General features: G+C 47.5%; 16 protein-coding genes and 1 pseudogene. 8 read left to right on the top strand and 9 right to left on the bottom strand.

From position 1 onward, the window contains the following. Positions 1 to 18: 18 nt before the first annotated feature. Complete coding sequence (locus R7E38_RS02045) at positions 19 to 2,466, bottom strand: trimethylamine-N-oxide reductase 2 (protein WP_253657616.1); 2,448 nt, start codon at positions 2,464 to 2,466, stop codon at positions 19 to 21. A gap of 22 nt (positions 2,467 to 2,488) precedes the next feature. Continuing rightward, positions 2,489 to 3,583, bottom strand: coding sequence for a NapC/NirT family cytochrome c (locus tag R7E38_RS02040; protein WP_017634357.1), 1,095 nt, complete (start codon positions 3,581 to 3,583; stop codon positions 2,489 to 2,491). A 270-nt stretch (positions 3,584 to 3,853) separates the two neighbouring features. Between R7E38_RS02040 and R7E38_RS02035 the strand changes: the two are divergent. From R7E38_RS02035 to R7E38_RS02015, 5 genes and pseudogenes are all read left to right on the top strand, one after another. Continuing rightward, a pseudogene (locus R7E38_RS02035) lies at positions 3,854 to 4,388 on the top strand (GNAT family N-acetyltransferase). 9 nt (positions 4,389 to 4,397) lie between these two features. After that, on the top strand, positions 4,398 to 5,129 hold the full coding sequence (locus tag R7E38_RS02030) for a glucose 1-dehydrogenase (RefSeq protein ID WP_005383319.1): 732 nt from the start codon (positions 4,398 to 4,400) through the stop codon (positions 5,127 to 5,129). A 1-nt stretch (position 5,130) separates the two neighbouring features. Further along, positions 5,131 to 5,601 (top strand): GNAT family N-acetyltransferase, encoded by a 471-nt coding sequence (locus R7E38_RS02025; RefSeq protein ID WP_047102512.1) that lies wholly within the window; start codon positions 5,131 to 5,133, stop codon positions 5,599 to 5,601. 118 nt (positions 5,602 to 5,719) lie between these two features. Further along, positions 5,720 to 6,187 (top strand): HAD family hydrolase, encoded by a 468-nt coding sequence (locus tag R7E38_RS02020; RefSeq protein ID WP_047102511.1) that lies wholly within the window; start codon positions 5,720 to 5,722, stop codon positions 6,185 to 6,187. A 33-nt stretch (positions 6,188 to 6,220) separates the two neighbouring features. Then, positions 6,221 to 6,748: a GNAT family N-acetyltransferase gene (locus R7E38_RS02015; RefSeq protein WP_047102510.1), complete on the top strand. Its 528-nt coding sequence runs from the start codon at positions 6,221 to 6,223 to the stop codon at positions 6,746 to 6,748. Positions 6,749 to 6,785: 37 nt separating this feature from the next. Here R7E38_RS02015 and R7E38_RS02010 read toward each other — a convergent pair whose 3' ends face one another. The 3 genes from R7E38_RS02010 to R7E38_RS02000 form a co-directional block, all read right to left on the bottom strand. Continuing rightward, positions 6,786 to 7,376, bottom strand: coding sequence for a type II secretion system protein (locus R7E38_RS02010; RefSeq protein ID WP_254901939.1), 591 nt, complete (start codon positions 7,374 to 7,376; stop codon positions 6,786 to 6,788). 153 nt (positions 7,377 to 7,529) lie between these two features. Continuing rightward, complete coding sequence (locus R7E38_RS02005; RefSeq protein WP_005374318.1) at positions 7,530 to 7,817, bottom strand: hypothetical protein; 288 nt, start codon at positions 7,815 to 7,817, stop codon at positions 7,530 to 7,532. A gap of 66 nt (positions 7,818 to 7,883) precedes the next feature. Further along, positions 7,884 to 8,783 (bottom strand): DMT family transporter, encoded by a 900-nt coding sequence (locus tag R7E38_RS02000; protein ID WP_047102508.1) that lies wholly within the window; start codon positions 8,781 to 8,783, stop codon positions 7,884 to 7,886. Positions 8,784 to 8,875: 92 nt separating this feature from the next. Here R7E38_RS02000 and R7E38_RS01995 point away from each other — a divergent pair, with 92 nt between their 5' ends. Then, positions 8,876 to 10,312 (top strand): PLP-dependent aminotransferase family protein, encoded by a 1,437-nt coding sequence (locus R7E38_RS01995; RefSeq protein ID WP_005383306.1) that lies wholly within the window; start codon positions 8,876 to 8,878, stop codon positions 10,310 to 10,312. A gap of 95 nt (positions 10,313 to 10,407) precedes the next feature. Here R7E38_RS01995 and R7E38_RS01990 read toward each other — a convergent pair whose 3' ends face one another. The 3 genes from R7E38_RS01990 to R7E38_RS01980 form a co-directional block, all read right to left on the bottom strand. Beyond that, on the bottom strand, positions 10,408 to 11,544 hold the full coding sequence (locus tag R7E38_RS01990) for a glycerate kinase (RefSeq protein ID WP_042522351.1): 1,137 nt from the start codon (positions 11,542 to 11,544) through the stop codon (positions 10,408 to 10,410). A 16-nt stretch (positions 11,545 to 11,560) separates the two neighbouring features. Continuing rightward, positions 11,561 to 12,913, bottom strand: coding sequence for a GntP family permease (locus R7E38_RS01985; protein ID WP_017634362.1), 1,353 nt, complete (start codon positions 12,911 to 12,913; stop codon positions 11,561 to 11,563). A 158-nt stretch (positions 12,914 to 13,071) separates the two neighbouring features. Further along, on the bottom strand, positions 13,072 to 14,214 hold the full coding sequence (locus tag R7E38_RS01980; protein ID WP_005374330.1) for a sugar diacid recognition domain-containing protein: 1,143 nt from the start codon (positions 14,212 to 14,214) through the stop codon (positions 13,072 to 13,074). 234 nt (positions 14,215 to 14,448) lie between these two features. Here R7E38_RS01980 and R7E38_RS01975 point away from each other — a divergent pair, with 234 nt between their 5' ends. Continuing rightward, the gene (locus R7E38_RS01975) at positions 14,449 to 14,622 is read left to right on the top strand and encodes a hypothetical protein (RefSeq protein WP_005374332.1); all 174 of its coding nucleotides are present in this window, start codon (positions 14,449 to 14,451) and stop codon (positions 14,620 to 14,622) included. A gap of 69 nt (positions 14,623 to 14,691) precedes the next feature. On the opposite strand, the gene R7E38_RS01970 is transcribed toward R7E38_RS01975, so the two are convergent. Continuing rightward, the gene (locus R7E38_RS01970; RefSeq protein ID WP_042522348.1) at positions 14,692 to 15,054 is read right to left on the bottom strand and encodes a hypothetical protein; all 363 of its coding nucleotides are present in this window, start codon (positions 15,052 to 15,054) and stop codon (positions 14,692 to 14,694) included. 276 nt (positions 15,055 to 15,330) lie between these two features. Between R7E38_RS01970 and R7E38_RS01965 the strand changes: the two genes are divergently transcribed. Continuing rightward, complete coding sequence (locus tag R7E38_RS01965; protein ID WP_042522346.1) at positions 15,331 to 17,178, top strand: M3 family metallopeptidase; 1,848 nt, start codon at positions 15,331 to 15,333, stop codon at positions 17,176 to 17,178. The last annotated feature ends 46 nt before the right edge of the window (positions 17,179 to 17,224 follow it).

The following is a 17,224-nucleotide window of genomic DNA, read 5'->3' as shown; positions in this document are numbered from 1 at the left end:
TTAAAACGCTACTTTTTTCTAACCATTTCTTGGTGGTTCAAACGCTGTTAGTTCTAATTCTGGGCCAGTGTATTTTTCAATACGAACCAGCGCCGAGTTCGCCGCACAGCCGTTTGCAAGTCGAGAGGTCGGAATATCCAACGTTAACACGTTACAACCGCCGTTCTTACAAATGCCGGTTTTCGGATCCAGATCCGGCCAGCCGCCTTCATGAATACACACTGAACCTTGCTTGATTCGGTCAGTCACTTCTGCACCAACCAATACTTGGCCACGATTGTTAAACGCACGAACTAGATCGCCCGTTTTAATACCACGCGCTTTCGCATCTTCAGGGTGAATCCAAATAGGTTCACGGTTTGCAATTGCGTACTCTTCGCGAATCTTCGCGTAGTTGAATTGGCTGTGTAGACGATGCGCTGCGTGAGCGGTCATTAGCTGCAACTCGCCATCTTTCGCAGTACCCGTGTACTCGGTTGGTGCCATCCACGTTGGATGTGGAGGACAGTCTTCCAACTGATAACCTTCAATGGTTTTCGAGAAGATTTCGATCTTACCACTTGGTGTACCGAGTGGATTCATGATCGGGTCTTCACGGAAATCTGCGTAACGAACAAACTGTGCGTTCTTCTCGTTCCACTTCATCTCGATCAGTTGGTTATCTTCCCAGAACTTGCTGAAGTTCGGCATTGCTACGCGAGAGCCACGGCCACCTTGTTGCGCCGCCTTGTAGAAGCCGTACAGCCATTCCATTTCGGTTTTGCCTTCGGTGTATACGTCACGGCCACCCGGAGCTAGCATCTCTGCCATGTCCGCGAATACATCGAAGTCATTACGCGCTTCACCTTGCGGCTCAACCACTTGCTTCATTGGCACCAAGTGTTGGTTACTGTAGTCACCCGTCATCGTTAAGTCGTTACGCTCGAACGATGTGGTGATTGGCAGAACGATGTCCGCGTGCTTCGCAGCCGCCGTCCAGTAAGGCTCTGAAATTACGATCAGCTCAGGCTTTTGCCACGCTTTAATCAAACGGTTGGTGTCTTGGTGGTGAGTAAAGTTCGCACCACCTGCCCACCAAATCATCTTGATATCCGGAAACGTCAGTTCATGACCGTTATGATGGTAGGATTGACCTGGGTTTTCCAACGCCTCGACAATACGCGCTACAGGGAAGCTTTGCACCGCGCCAGACACCGCCCAGTCGTTCCCCGCAGAAGAGCCGCCACCCAGCGATGCCGAAATCGCAGGAAGTACGCCAGCATCACGAGCAGGGCTACCACCGTTTGAGTAGTGGTAAGAGAAACCAAAACCACCGCCCGGTAAACCGATTTGACCCAACATCGTTGCCAGTGTAACCAGCATCCAGTGACGCTGCTCACCGTATTGTTGGCGCTGCATGCCCCAACCCGCCATCAGCATGGTGCGGTTTTTACTGAAGATGTCAGCCAGTAGCTCAAGTTGCTTCGCAGGTACGCCACAGATTTGTGATGCCCATTCTGCTGATTTTTCTACGCCGTCTTCTTCGCCCATCAGGTACGCTTCAAACTTGTCGTAACCTGCGGTGTATTTATCGAGGAAGGCTTTATCGTGCTTACCTTGTTTCACTAAGGTGTGTGCGATGCCCATCATCATTGCCACGTCGGTCATTGGGTGAGGAGCAATCCACTCCGCATTCTCACCAAAGAACTCGATGGTTTCAGAACGAATAGGGTCAATCGCAATGACCGTCTTGCCTGATTTTTTCAATTGATGGAAGAACTCAAGACCAGCACAGTCTGTTGAGCTCCACGCGATTTTTAGAGTGTTGATCGGGTTTAAGCCCCAAAGCACAACCACATCGCTGTGCTCTAATACCACTGGGTACGTAGTTTGTTGCTCGTACACTTCGATAGAGCCCACAACGTGCGGCATGATGACCTGCGCAGCCCCCGTTGAGTAGTCACCCAAGTGGCCTGAATAGCCGCCCGCCATGCTCATGTAACGTTGCAGCAAGGTTTGTGCTTTGTGCAGCACGCCACTTGAACGCCAGCCGTAAGAGCCTGCAAACACAGAAGCCGGGCCGTATTCTTTGCGAATTCGCATGTGCTGTTCGTGGATCAGCTTGTAAGCCTCATCCCAAGACACACGCACAAACTCATCACTACCGCGCACACCTTCTGGCGACGATGGGTTTGCCAAGTAGCCTTTACGTACCATTGGGTACTTCACACGCGCCTTGGTATGCACTTGGTCAGGCCCAGTAGTTTGTAGACTATTTGGTACAGTTTGTGGAAGAGCATTAGTAGTCGAAACCAACTTACCATCTTTCACTTCACATAACATTGGGCCCATGCGGCCCGCTGTCAAAATGCCCTTGCCACGCTGGTTTGAAGACGCAACAGACATAGGTGCAAATGAAGTGAATGCCATTGCACCAGCCGCCATACCAGTGCCTTTTAGAAATCCGCGACGGGTCATATTAGTCATAATCTTATCCTTCTATTTATCGTTAGTGACCAACCACATCTTTCGCGTGGTGCTGGAAGAACTTGGTTAGAATTTCTAGGTTCTCGGCTGAAATATCAGTTCGATCACCCATACTTTTCGCTACCGGTCCCCATGCATTCACTGTGAAGTGATTTGAAGGAATTTTCGCGTGACAAGTTGCACAGTAAACGTTGTCCAACTCTTCTGCGTATGACCATACTGGTTCAAGCGTGTCAACAACTGGAGAATCAATAGCGCCAGTTAGAGAAACCGCGCGCCATTCGTTGCCGTAAACATCTGCCTCAAATTCACCAGTTTCAAGCGCTTGTTGGCCTTGCTCTGTTAGCGTTGCTACGATGGCACGTTGACCTTCTCCCATGTAAAGCACTTGCTCTGCGCCTTTCATTTGGAATGCGTTCAACTTAACAGTGCGGTTGTCGCCTTCAGAGCTGATTACTTCCAACTTCGTCGTTGGGTTAATTTTACCCATCTCACCCATTGCGATTTCAGTCACAGGGTAAACGACTTTGGCACCAGGTGATGTTTTTGTGGTGAAGCTCATCAACGTTTCAAATGCCTTGCTGTCTAGCTCTGCTTCTGGTGCAAAGTGCGCCACACCTTTATGACAATCGATACACGTTTGATCGTTTGCTTTCGCGTAAGCGTGCATCTTCGCCGCATCACGTGATTGCTCAAACTCTTCCATTGCATCGAAATCATGACACGAACGACACGTCGCTGAATCATTTTCACGGAACTGAGCCCATACCGTTTCAGCCATATCTTTACGATGTGCTTCATATTTCTCTGGCGTGTCGATCTTACCTGTCACAAATTCATGGTAGATGTCTTTCGACGCGCGAATTTTGGTGATCAGGTAATCCATTGGTTCTTGAGGAATATGACAGTCAGAACATTCCGCGCGAATGCCTTTCGCATTACTGAAGTGCACTGAGCCTTGGTACTCTTTGTAAGGGGTTTCCATAGAGTGGCACGAGAGACAAAATTCAGTATCTGAGGTGTAATGCATTACTGCCGCACTCCCCCCCAAAGTTAACCAGCCCACACCAATGCCGGCAGCAACCAGCAGTGCAACATATCGTTTTTTTATTGACATAATTAGCAACACTTCCAAATAAAATGTAATTATAGGTCGCAAATTACTACTTTATGGGTAGTCCTCTCTTGATCCACATCATTTCCGTGTTGCTCTGTATGCCTCAAGTATGAAATTTTGTTATTTGCATCTCAAAGATGAATATATGGCAATAATCCATTACCCAGCCAACTATTCACCACATAAATCACTTTTATGAATGCAACTATTTGATTAAACAGATAAGAGGATGAGAGACTGAATCTCCACATTGATGCAGTAAGGACACGCATGTCAGTTTATATCGAGACGCACAGAAGCCAATTAAGACCCATCAAAGCCAGTGACTGGGAACTCTTTCAACGATTACTCTCCGAACAAACGATTACTCTCCGAACAAGAGGTTATTGCGCTCTGTTTCGATCGTCCCAGCGAAACAGAAATAAGAGAAAAATTTGCTTCGCGATTATTACCATGGACCCCAAATTGCCAGCATTGGCTTTGCCTTGTAATACTCGATAAGCAATCTGAACAACCCATCGGCATCACTGGCTTTGCTATTGAAAACGGTAAGGCAGAGGTAGGTTACTTACTTTTGCCGGAATTTCATGGCCAACAGTTTGGAACAGAAACTCTTCAAGCGCTTCTATACTGGGCAACCTCGACACATAACATCAACCACTTTTCCGCGACGGTCACTGAAGGCAATATTGCGTCAGAACGTGTCCTGATAAAATGTGGTTTCGAACTCATTGAGGTCATTCCAGACGCATACCAAATTGGTGGCAAACCCTACGCCGATAAAATCTACTCGCTACAAAAATAAGGACGTATTTTGAATAAAGTAGTCATCATTACCGGCGCAAGCCGAGGCATTGGAGCCGCAGCGGCGAAAAAGCTGGCCGAGCAAGGCTATCGCGTTTGCGTTAATTACCGCACTCAGCAAGAGGCCGCCGACCAAGTTGTGGCAGAAATACAAGCAAACGGTGGCAAAGCGATTGCCATCGCCGCAGACGTAGCCGATGAGAAGCAAGTGCTCTCCTTGTTTGATGAAACAGAACGTGAATTTGGTGCAGTGACGCACTTGGTCAACAACGTTGGCATCCTATTTACTCAATCGCCTTTGTCAGAAATCAGCTTGGAACGCTTTCAGAAAGTAATGAACACCAATGTGAATAGCTGTTTTCTCTGCTGTCGAGAAGCGGCGAAGCGATTCAGTGCAGGCGGTGCAATTGTGAATGTCTCCTCTGGAGCGTCGCGCTCAGGCGCGCCATTTGAGTATGTCGATTACGCCACATCAAAAGGCGCGATGGATACCTTAACTAAAGGGCTCTCGCTAGAGTTGGCAGAGCGCAATATTCGCGTCAATGGCGTTCGACCTGGTTTCATTTACACTGATATGCATGCCGACGGCGGAGAACCAAACCGAGTAGATAGACTCAGCCCTCAAATTCCTCTTAAACGCGGTGGCACGGTAGAAGAAGTGGCAAATGCGATCGCTTGGCTATTAAGTGACGAAGCCTCTTATGTCACAGGATCATTTATCGATATTGCAGGGGGCAGATAGAATGCAAGTCCATATCCGACAAGCGATTCCCGATGATTTAGACGGAATTTTTCAGCTTAATTTTCAAATTAATTCACTGCATTTTGCGAATGCGCCAGAAGCCTTTGTTGCGCCTTCAGAAGCTGACCGTGAATTTCTTGCACAAGCACTAGAGAACAAAGAGCGACTCTTTTTGATTGCCGAACGCGAACAGCAAATTCTCGGCTTCTTAACCGCGATGATCACCCAAAACGACACCATCAGTTTTCTGATCAAAGACCCAATTTGTCGCGTGGGAACAATTGTTGTCGATGAAGCGCAAAAGCAGCAAGGAATCGGCCGCCAACTGCTCCAAGCCTGTGAGCAATGGGCGCGCGATGCCAATGCCACACAAGTTCGATTGGAAGTGATGGAATTCAATCAGCCAGCACAGCGCTTTTACGATAATCAAGGTTTTAAAACTAACTCACGCATTATGCTGAAACATTTGTAACGATAACGACAATTAAGCGCTTTTCACGACTAAACCCACCTAAATCGCATTTATCGATGCAATTTACCCCCTGATTTTAGAAAAAGACGATATGATGTGCGGATAAGGAGATTCGAACATGATTTATCTTTTCGATTGGGGGAACACCTTGATGGTAGATTTCCCTCACGCACAAGGAAAAATGTGCGATTGGGAACACGTAGAAGCAGTTCCTCAAGCCAGAGAAACACTGGCAATACTTTCCCAAAATCATCCCATCTACATTGCGACCAGTGCATCTGATTCCAACATGGAAGAGATTCAGCGTGCATTTGTTCGCGTCGACTTAGACCAATACTTAAATGGCTATTTTTGTTTTGCCAACCTCGGTATCGCTAAAAACCAACCTGAGTTTTATCTCGCCATCGCAAAACAGTTAGGGGTTAACGTAAGTGGAATAACCATGGTTGGCGATTTACCTCACAAAGATATTTACCCTGCGATGAAAGCGGGCGTAAACACAATTTGGTTTAACCCAACGGGCGCTGATGCACCAGCCGAAGCCATTCCTAACCAAATTCGTTGTTTATCTGAGCTTATCCCCTAACCGTTACTAACCTGCACTAATCAAGGAAGATGAATGCAAATCAGATCCATCAAGGTGAGCGATATCGCGCGCTTCACCGCGCTGTGGAATCGAGTGTACTCCGAAGGGGAATTTTTGATTTCTCCGGCACCCGATAACGCAACGCTTCGCAGAATCCTGCAACGTGTGGAAAACGAGTCCATCCCTCAGTTTGTCGCGTTTGACCGCCAAAAACTTATCGGTAGTGTTGAAATCTACCCAGCTGAGATGTGCGGTTACGAAAGAGGGCAACGCCTTCGCGTCGGTATTCTTGGTATTCACATCGACAAAAACTACCGAGGCAAAGGATTGGGGCGGAAACTATTGGCAGTCGCGATCGCACGTGGTTGGGAATTTGGTTACGACCAAATCGCACTCTACGTATACACAACCAACACACCAGCGATTGCTTTGTATGAACGGTTTGGATTTGAACATCAGGGAGAACTTGGGGAAGTGACCTTGCCAAATGGTAAAGTCTTGATGAGTCAAAAAATGATATTGTATAAAGCGCAAAGCCGTTCGAAAAGCCCAGATTTGTAGAGTCACGATAACCGTTGTTCGCAACACTTATTCGGGGTTAACACCCTTGCGTCACATGCCCTCGAACAATTGAATCGTTAGAGGCTTGATTCACGTAGTAGAAATAGCATGCTTCTTCTGCCAGTGTGTAACCTTGCGGCCAAATGTACACCACGCGATCAACACCCGATTTATCTAAGAACTGATAATCAGGAATAGCGACAAAATGAGCACTGTTTGGGTGCTGCTGACCGATGATGCAAAAATCACTGCCTTTGCACGGCACGTCAATTTTCGAATAACCTCTGGCTGGTAGATCGATTTCTAACAAAGCTCGAATACTATCGGCACTCGCTTCTGGCATGCCTTTGCGTGTTTTGACATGTCGGTCAATGTAGTGAACGTGCTCTTGGCCGTAAGCGTTATCAATCACAGCTTGAGCATGAAAGAATTTGAGAGCCGTACCCAAAGAAGACTGAGAACTGTGCAGCATCGCAGCGTATGCTTGGCGATGAATATCGAGTAGTACTGGTAAAGCAGCTAATGCGATGAAAGCCAAAGTGGTAAGCACTATGGTGATTTCCATCAGCGTAAATCCCTTTGATTTCACGTTTCTTATCTCAACTAGCCCAAGACAATAGCCCCACATCCATGTGAGACCGAGCCAATATATCGCCAATTTTTTACGATTAAAGACCCAAAGGGTAAGAAGAGACAAACACCACGCAAACTTGAGAACAGCACCCAAAGAGCAGTGTAACAAAACGACGCTATGTGTCAGATATTAGACGACTTTTACTCTCTAGTTACTGAGTAAAGGCACATTATTTCGCACCAGACCACGACGAACATTCGTGCACATTTTGCCAAAACGACGAATCTCATCGAACTGCGGAACAATGCCGCGCTCCATGGCTGACTCCCAATAAGTGACTTCTGAATCGACCATTTCCAACAATTTCTTCGGACAGCCAATGCACTGCCCTTCTGGTCCACATACAAACGTTTCTGGTTCATAAATTGGTAGTTCCGCTTTTACTTGCTCGATGATGCTACGCATGGCGGTCATTCGATCTGGCTTTACCTTCATCATTCTGCTCCACGGATTAAGATGAAGCAGATTGTACCCACTGGTACGCAAATGTCCCTACCCAATTTAGGTATATTCTGTTTGAATCGATTTCTTTATCGTCAAATCCGGCTTTTTAACCACCAAATACACCGCCGTAGCTGCCAGTACGAAACCAGAAATCCCCATCCAATCAAATGACTCTCCAAACGCGAGCCAAGCCTGAATCGCCGTCGTTGGCGGCACCAGGTAGAATACAGAAGCTACGCTCGATGCTGCACCGTTCTTAACCATGTACAACAGCAGTAGAATAGCTACACAAGAGAGCACGACGACCAACCACAACACAGTCAAAATAAACTCCAGTTCCCACTGCACTTGCATGGTTTCAAACTGCATCGCAACGGGCAGAAACATGATGAGCGCGGCCAAATATTGCACCGTCGCACCACCGACCATATCCACTTGTTGGCAATGTTTTTTCTGATAAAGCGTCCCTAGCGTGATACCAACCAAAGCCAATAAACACAAACCAATAGCCAGCACTTTATGCTGCTCGGATTGCCACTCCATTTTGCCCATCAACACCATAGCGATACCGACAAAACCAAGAGCCAAACCCAGCCATTGCGAGGGCTTAAACTCCTCACGAACAAACGCCACCAGCAAAGCCGCGGTTAAAATCGGTTGAATACCCACCAACAACGAACTCAACCCAGCAGGCATACCCAAGGCGATAGCGAAATAAGTACCGCCCAGATAGAAACCGTGGATCAACGCACCAACTACACAGCTGTGCCAAAAATCTTTTCCTGTCGGCAACCTTCTACGCAATACCGCCACAAGAACCAAAAACAGTAAGACATTGAATGCCATACGGATAGAAAGTAGTGTCGCTGGCTCGGCATATTGCAAACCAAAACGCGCACCAACGAATCCAGAAGCCCAAAGGATGACAAATACAAAAGGGATGGCTCGGATTAACATGATCGCCTCACTCACGCTTGTTTTATGTTTTGAGATACTGCTAATGTAATTAGGTACAGTGTTTTCAAAAAGTGACAGATGGAAGTGTTTTTATGGGTACAGATTTATTGGGAAGCGGTGAAGGGAATAAGTACCTCGTGGTGGAAAAACACCTCAAACAAGCCATCAATGGTGGCGTTTATCAGGCGGATGATCGACTGCCCTCCATTCGCTCGTTGAGCCAAGAATTAAACGTCAGTAAAAATACCGTGATTCGTGCGTATCAAGAGCTGGAAGCACAAAACTTGGTTTACTCGGTTCCCAAATCGGGTTATCGAGTTAAAGTCGCCTTGCCGACCTCTCGCTCAATTCCGGATCCGACTCGCGTGGATTTGCTCTCGATCTGCAAAGAAATCCTTACTTATCCTGAATACCAAGAGCGTTTGCCTACCGGTTCTGCCCACCCAAACATTGACTCCCCCGCGATCAAAAGCTTGTACGCCGAGATCGGCCGCCACAGCCGGCAGCAAACGCATGTACCGAGCCATTACCAATTACCACCCGGTGATCACCTCTTAATCAAACAACTAGCGAAAATCACACAAGATTTGGGCACGCCAGCCAAGTTGGATGAGATCATGGTGACGCACGGCGCGCAACAAGCCATTAGCCTAGCGCTGCGCGCAACGACACAAAAAGGCGATATCGTCGCGGTGGAGTCCCCTTGCTATTTTGGCAACTTATTGATGCTAGAATCACTCGGCCTCAAAGTGGTGGAAATTCCGAGTTGCCCACGCGACGGTATGTGCCCCGAAGCCTTAGCAAAAGCAATGGCGACATGGGACATAAAAGCGATCATCGTAACGCCAAACTTCACCAATCCAACTGGTGCCATGATGCCGCTAGAAAAGCGTCAACAATTACTATTGGCGTCCGGCAATATTCCTATTATCGAAGACGATGTGTTTGGCGGGTTAAGTTATGATAAGCCATTGCCAAGCTTGAGATTGCTCGATGACAAGCAACGCGTAATTTACGTGAATTCGTTATCCAAAACGCTCGATTCGCGTTTGAGAATTGGTTGGATGTTGGCGGGGCGATATCGAGACCAAATTGAACAATATCTACTGTGTGAGAACATGGGCAGTTTGAACCTGATGCAATCCGCCGTGGCAACGTTTCTAACGTCAGGCAAGTATCGAACGCATACTGCGCGAATGGGGCGGGTTTATCAAAACAACATGCGACGATTTATCCAGATGCTTCATCAATACTTGGATGAATACGAACCTCTAAAAAATCGATACCAGATCAACGCCGTACAAGGCTCGTTCTTACTTTGGTTGCGACTGCCCGAAGACACGGACAGCTATGCGTTGTATCAAGCATGCAATAAGCACAGAATCAGCCTACTTCCCGGCACCGTATTTGGCACTCAAGGGCAATATCGGCATTGCGTACGCCTCAGCGTGGCAAACTTTGGTCATGAAACCGATTGGAGTCAAGCGATGCAAACACTGGCAAAATTGATAGCAAAGCATGCCTGTTAACTCGCTCTTGCTAAATGAACTTATGCCTACACACGCAAACACGTAACAACAAAAAACTCCACGCAAAGGTGGAGTTTTTCATATCGTCATCGCCTTCAGTGCGACTTAATTTGCCACATTCTCGCGACGTTTTCGGCTAAGTTAGCAACGTTGACGTCGGCCTCTTTCATGGCCTCAGGTAAGCTCATCGCCCTTGGTACACAAGCAAACACCGCATCAATGCCGCACTCATAAACCGCCTGATAGTTGTCGCCCACACAGCCTGCTAATGCAATGACTGGTAAATTACACTGCTTGGCGACCTGAGCAACGCCCATCGGCGTTTTGCCATGTGCGGTTTGATGATCGATTCGACCCTCGCCTGTAAATACGATATCCGCATCCGCAACATGCTGAGCAAGTTTGACCGTTTCAAGCACAATCTCAATTCCCGGTTGCAAACGTGCTGGCGTGTACCCGAGCAAGGCCGCGCCCATACCACCAGCAGCACCCGCCCCTTCACGAGTCAGTACATGCTTACCCGTCGCTTGTTCCGTCAACTCGCCAAACTTGCGCAATGCGTTATCGAGCAGAGTGACGTCTGATACGGTCGCTCCCTTTTGCGGGCCAAAGATAGCCGACGCGCCTTTGTCACCACAGAGTGGGTTATCAACATCGCACGCTACCAACACTTCACAAGTTGCTAAACGAGGGTCAAGACCAGAAATATCGATGGACGCAAGCGCCGCTAACCCGCCTCCATTTGGGGTAATTGCATGACCAGACTCATCAAGAAACGCCACCCCCAACGCGGTCAACATGCCCACGCCACCATCATTGGTAGCGCTGCCGCCCAAACCAATGATTAAGCGTTGAATACCTCTATCTAGCGCGTGTTTGATCAGCTGTCCAGTACCAATGCTGCTGGTCAGTTTTGGGTCGCGAGCGTCACTCGGCACAAGGTGCAGCCCACTGGCCTCCGCCATTTCAATAACTGCGGTTTCGCCGTCGCCGAGGATGCCATAAAACGCTTCAACATCATTCCCTAATGGCGCGGTCACTGTTGTGAAGACTTGTTCGCCTTGAGTTGCATCTATCAAAGATTGAACCGTGCCTTCGCCACCGTCTGCGACCGGAACCGTAACAAACTCAGCATCATGCCATACGCGAGCAAGACCCGTTTTGATCGCCTCGCTCACTTGTTTGGCGGTTAAGCTTTCTTTAAATGAATCAGGTGCAATTACCACTTTCATACGTACTTCCAGAGACTTATAAGAGAACGAGGCTCAAAATGTACACCAATGCCATTGCCGTGACACCTTGAACGAGCGTAGCCATGGTTTGCGCGCGGTACGCTAAGCCCACCGACATGCGGCTAAACTGCGAAACTACCCAGAAGAAACTGTCGTTTGCATGAGAAACCGTCATCGCACCTGCACCGATCGCCATCACCGTTAATACGCGGCCCATTTCTGAATCGAGCCCCAATTGCGTAAGCATAGGCGCAACCAAAGCCGATGTGGTCACCAATGCAACCGTTGATGATCCTTGCGCCGACTTTAGCGCAGCCGCAACGATAAATGGCATGAAAATACCCACGCCCAGCGCCGATAGCGTCGTACCTAAGTATTCACCTAGCGGCGTGGCTTTTAATACCGCGCCAAATGCACCACCCGCACCGGTAATCAAAAGAATAGGCGCAGCAGCCGTAATACCTTGGCTGATTCGCTCGCCAAATTCTTCAATCTTGTTGTCTGATTTGAGTAGGCGAACAGAAAGGAACAGGCCAATCACCAATGCCGTTAGTGGCTGCCCTAAGAAAGTCAGAACATCAAACACAAAACCTTCGCCCAGCGGTAGGCTTGGGAATTTCGCGATAGAGCCAAAACAGATCAATAAGATAGGAACAAAAATAGGAGCGAATGCTTGGCTCGCCGTTGGCAATTTGCCGTAAGACGCTTTGAGTGCTTGCCAGTCTTGCTGAATTTCTTCTGCGGCTTCAATGCCATCTGGTTCAACATGTTGGAATCGGTTCGCCCACAACATCCCCGCTAACGCCGCAACCGCTGCAACAAACACACCCACACCAATCACTAAACCAAGGTTAGATTCCAGGCCTAAGTTACCCGCAGCGGCAATCGGGCCAGGAGTTGGCGGCACAAACGTGTGCGTTGCGTATAGGCCAGTTGCCAACGCCACACTCATCGCAACGCTTGAGGTTTTTAAACGCTTAGCGAGTGATTCTTTGAGCGAGTTCAGAATGACAAAGCCTGAATCACAAAATACTGGAACAGAAACGATGTAACCGATGATGCTCATGGTCAATGTTGGGAAACGCTCACCCAACACTTTGATGACCGTATCGGCCATGGTGATCGCCGCACCACTTTTTTCCAAAATAACACCAATGATGGTACCTAAAACGATAACCAAACCAATGTAACCAAGGATACCGCCAAAGCCAGAAGCAATGGTTTTGGCAATGCTATCTGCCGGTAATCCGTAAGCAAATGCCGCAAGAAACGCTGCGATGATCAGCGCTAAAAAGGGATGTAATTTGAATTTGGTGGTCGTGAGCACAATAAATGCGATCACCCCAAGCAGGATTAATATAAGGTTCATGATAACTCCATTTATTCTTATTTTGCTGAGCGAGTCCGTGTTGGCTCACTCAACATGTAGGGACGCATGAATTATTAATCGTTTGCTTTCGAATTCCTTTAGGCGGAGTGACAAATGATGTGGTCAAAAAATAACGCGTATTGTGCAAATGCACAACATCACGACATTTTTGAGAGCCGAGTCGCAATATAAAGCTCCGCTAACCCCACAAAATTGGTTGTTGGTAGCCCTGTTATCTCGGTGATTTTCTCTAACCGATAGCGCAGAGTGTTCCGGTGAATAAACAGCATTTTAGAGCATTCTGTTACATTGCCATTGCATTCAAACAGTGCATCTAGGGTTTTCAATAATTGCCCAGATTTGTCTTTCTCTTTCAACCGTTTCACACCATCAATAATTTGTTCACCTTGCCAAATATCCGCCAACGGCGCTAACAAAACAGGCAAACGAAGTTCATCGAACAGGTACTTACGTTTCTCTGGGTAGAACTGCTTGCCAATGGCTAATACCTGCTTCGCACTTTGGTATGACAACGCGACATCTTTAGGCTCATTAAACAGCTGCCCTAGCGCAATGTGAAACGTATGCGAATCGTGATCGCTTAAACGCGACATCAACTTATCAATGCGCTCACTTTCAACTTGGCTATCCCACTGCTTGGCGGAATGACACGGTTTCAACACCACAATTTCATTCACCGAGACAATCGCAACTAGGTTGTTACGCTCTGGGTATTCAAGCAGTTCAACAATATTGCGCACACTCTTCATGCTTTTTGAGGCCGACGGCGTCGAGACTTCAATCACCGTTGCCACCCGTGGTTGAGTAACATCGATAGAAAGACGCATCGCCCAATCTTTCAGCTCTTCATCGGTCAATTTCCCATTGATCCAAGCCAGAATAAACTCTTCGCGATGACGTCTGTCCCACTGAAATTTTTCCACCAGCGCGGCTTGCTCGATTGTCAATTCAGCGGTCATTTTAACCAGTTTGGCAAAATCTCGGATTTTCTCCGGCTCGCCTGTGACACCAACAATACCGACCACGTCACCATGCAATTTCAACAGCATATTGATACCGGGTTTGACACCCTGCAACGTCAAACATTGCTGCTCATTAAGCTCTAGCGAATCGCCATGATTCAGAGCCAGTACCGCGCCATCATGCACTTGCCCAACACGTTTAGGGTCGCCACTGCCAATGATGATGCCTGCCGAGTTCATCACATTCACATTGTGACCAATGATGGACATGGTTCGATCAACAATTTGTTGTGCTAAAGCGTGGTCGAGAATCACCATTTCGAGTTTCCAAATTGACCGTTTAATCACTCAATAAATCACAAATGGCAAACTATCGCGATGCTGCGGTTCTAAATAACGGAAGCAGCTCAAAGCATTATCCAATTACCCATATTTAAAAAGTGGATTAAACCTTCATTTTTAGCAGAGGGTTATATACTTAGAACAAAGGTTACCAATGCATTCTTCACTGTGCATTGATGCCACTCGTCTACCTACAGAGGAGAGATCAACATGGAGTTACGGAATAAATCGGGGGAAGTTGCAAATATTGCTGATAACCTAACTTTGAAGGAAATCACAGAAATGGGCTACACCGTAGATTTATGCGATGAAGCATTTGCCCCTGGAGAGCATTGGAAAGCGGAAGGTAAAACGCAAGGTATGGGCGAGTATCCAGAGGAGTAAACGTCCTGACTAACCAGCGCACAAAGCGCTCCACAAACAGAAAAGCCGAGCGACTTAACGCTCGGTTTTCTACTTTTGAACTTCTTGAATAAACAAGCCCATCTCTTCAAGATAATTGCCGTTTGAGCATCCCCAATCGGTGACTTCAATCAGCTCGGTAACTAACTGTCCAGATTCATCATTTTGTACTCGCTGCACAAACGCTTCAAAGCGTTCCAGTTGCGCCTGACTCTTAACGCCATGCACGGCATATTCTACAAGCAAGCCGTTGTACGTCTGCCAGCGCTGATCGCCAGCAACATCATTGCCTAAAATCACAGAACACTTTTGTTGAATGCTTTCAACCGCATCATTTCTTGGCGGCGCGACTGTGGAACATCCAACTAAAATCGTACCTACCGCCAATAACGTAACTTTTGTCTTATTTATCATATCGTTTCCAACTGTATCGCCACGATATGGAAATCTTATTACACCTGATAAGGATCATCGATAGCGCACCGCAGATTAATTACTTAATAAACTGTAAACTCCATACCAGTCTTAACACTGCAAGCTCATAACTCCTATTAACTCACCCAAATGTAAACAAATAGTAAAATCACCTTTACGCGATGCAAAATCGACAAATGAGATTAGCGTTCCTTTCTCGCGACCAAGCGTGCAATAATCAACTGTCTACATAACGAAACCATTTGAAGGATCAAAATGACCGCAACGGATTACCTCAACGACCTCAATCAACGTTACCTTGCGATTCACCGCACCAAAGAAGATTTCTTTTGGGAAACTTACATGGGGATCAGCGATGACCATGATGGCTCGACGCAAGCACAAACGGCATGGACAAGCTTTTTAAGCAACGCCGAGCAAATTACTGCCATCAAACAACAGCTTGAAGCCGCGGACTCAATTACCGACCCACAAGAGAAACAACAAACCATTACGGGTCTATCTGGTTGGCTGGCGATGTTTGAATCTCACGCTATCGAGGGCGAAAAAGCACAAGCGTTGAAAAATCAGCTCATTGCCTTTGAAGCTGAGCTCTTCGAGAAAAAACAGAACCACGTACAAACATTTACCGATGAGAACGGCGAGCAAGTAGAAGGTTCACTTCCAGTATTAAGCTCAACCATTCGCACTAGCAATCATGAAGAAGTTCGCCAATCGGCTCATCAAGCGTTGCTGAACCTTGAACAATGGCTACTGCGAAACGGCTTTATTGAACTGATCAAACTGCGCAACCAGTTCGCTCGCTCACTGGGTTATGCGACTTTCTTTGATTACTCCGTGCAAAAAACGGAAAAGATGAGCTCCGAGCAGCTATTCGAAATTTTGGAAGATTTCGAACAACGCACGCGAGATGCGCATCTAAACAGCTTAGAAAACTTGGCGAAAGAGAAAGGCGCAAGCGCACTAGCAGGCTACAACTTTGTTTACTCATTCGCGGGTAACGTTATGCGTGACCTTGACCCATACGTGCCGTTCTCAAAATCTCTGAGACGCTGGGTAGAATCATTTGGTCGCCTAAATATTGATTACTCTGGCGCGACGCTAACGCTGGATTTACTAGATCGCAAAGGTAAGTACCCGAATGGGTTCTGCCACGGCCCTATCCCTTCTTTCTATAATCAAGGCGAATGGGTCGCAGCGCAGGTGAACTTCACCAGTAATGCCAAACCAGACCAAGTGGGCAGCGGCTACGATGGCATTAACACGCTGTTCCACGAAGGTGGCCACGCAGCACACTTTGCGAACGTAAAAATGAACGCGCCTTGTTTCTCGCAGGAGTTTGCGCCGACGTCAATGGCTTATGCAGAAACTCAGTCGATGTTCTGTGATAGCCTGTTAACCGATGCCGATTGGCTAAAACAGTACGCACTGGATGATGAAGGGAATTCTGTGCCTGATGAGATTATTCAAGCAATGATCAACAGCCGTCAGCCATTCAAAGCTTATGAAGAACGTAGCATCTTGGTTGTACCATATTTTGAGCGCGCGTTGTATCAATTGAGCGATGACGAGTTAACGCCAGAGCGCATCACTAAGCTCGCTCGCGATTGTGAAAAACAGATCCTTGGTTTGGAATGCAGCCCTCGCCCACTGATGGCGATTCCACATTTGCTATCCGACGAAGCGGCTTGTGCGTATCAAGGTTATCTACTCGCGCACATGGCGGTGTATCAGACCCGTGCATACTTCCTTGAGAAGTTTGGTTACCTGACGGATAACCCAGAAATTGGCCCACTGCTGGCAAAACACTACTGGCACGCAGGCAATCACTTGTCGCACAACGAAACCATTGTCAGCCTGACTGGCGAAGGCTTCAATGCCAAATACCTTGCAGACGTGTGTAACCTGTCGCCAGAACAGGCATGGGAAGTGCAGCAGAAGAAAATCGACTCACTTGCGACGCGAGAGCGAGCATCAGTCGCTTCACTGAACGCCGCGATTAAAGTCGTCGACGGCAGTAAAGAGCTGGCAAGCAACGCCATCTCTGACGAACAAATGTGTGACGATTTTGAACGTTACATCGTAGAGACTTACGGTCGATAACACGCAGAAAGCCAGGAGCTCGCCTTCTGGCTTTTTATTCTTTAGC

Origin of the sequence: Vibrio sp. Vb2131 (assembly GCF_033338535.1) — a bacterium.
Classification (GTDB): Bacteria; Pseudomonadota; Gammaproteobacteria; order Enterobacterales; family Vibrionaceae; genus Vibrio; species Vibrio alginolyticus.
The sequence above is the reverse complement of the archived record's forward strand: the minus strand, read 5'-3'. Positions and strand labels throughout refer to the sequence as shown.

Bases quoted from the DNA above. Each gene is read 5' to 3' on its own strand.
- R7E38_RS01995 (WP_005383306.1), top strand. From the start codon at position 8,876: ATGGGTACAGATTTATTGGGAAGCGGTGAAGGGAATAAGTACCTCGTG.
- R7E38_RS02015 (WP_047102510.1), top strand. From the start codon at position 6,221: ATGCAAATCAGATCCATCAAGGTGAGCGATATCGCGCGCTTCACCGCG.
- R7E38_RS01975 (WP_005374332.1), top strand. From the start codon at position 14,449: ATGGAGTTACGGAATAAATCGGGGGAAGTTGCAAATATTGCTGATAAC.
- R7E38_RS01970 (WP_042522348.1), bottom strand. From the start codon at position 15,054: ATGATAAATAAGACAAAAGTTACGTTATTGGCGGTAGGTACGATTTTA.
- R7E38_RS02020 (WP_047102511.1), top strand. From the start codon at position 5,720: ATGATTTATCTTTTCGATTGGGGGAACACCTTGATGGTAGATTTCCCT.
- R7E38_RS01980 (WP_005374330.1), bottom strand. From the start codon at position 14,214: ATGGTGATTCTCGACCACGCTTTAGCACAACAAATTGTTGATCGAACC.
- R7E38_RS02010 (WP_254901939.1), bottom strand. From the start codon at position 7,376: ATGTGGGGCTATTGTCTTGGGCTAGTTGAGATAAGAAACGTGAAATCA.
- R7E38_RS01990 (WP_042522351.1), bottom strand. From the start codon at position 11,544: ATGAAAGTGGTAATTGCACCTGATTCATTTAAAGAAAGCTTAACCGCC.
- R7E38_RS02040 (WP_017634357.1), bottom strand. From the start codon at position 3,583: ATGTCAATAAAAAAACGATATGTTGCACTGCTGGTTGCTGCCGGCATT.
- R7E38_RS02045 (WP_253657616.1), bottom strand. From the start codon at position 2,466: ATGACTAATATGACCCGTCGCGGATTTCTAAAAGGCACTGGTATGGCG.
- R7E38_RS02005 (WP_005374318.1), bottom strand. From the start codon at position 7,817: ATGAAGGTAAAGCCAGATCGAATGACCGCCATGCGTAGCATCATCGAG.
- R7E38_RS01985 (WP_017634362.1), bottom strand. From the start codon at position 12,913: ATGAACCTTATATTAATCCTGCTTGGGGTGATCGCATTTATTGTGCTC.
- R7E38_RS02000 (WP_047102508.1), bottom strand. From the start codon at position 8,783: ATGTTAATCCGAGCCATCCCTTTTGTATTTGTCATCCTTTGGGCTTCT.
- R7E38_RS01965 (WP_042522346.1), top strand. From the start codon at position 15,331: ATGACCGCAACGGATTACCTCAACGACCTCAATCAACGTTACCTTGCG.
- R7E38_RS02025 (WP_047102512.1), top strand. From the start codon at position 5,131: ATGCAAGTCCATATCCGACAAGCGATTCCCGATGATTTAGACGGAATT.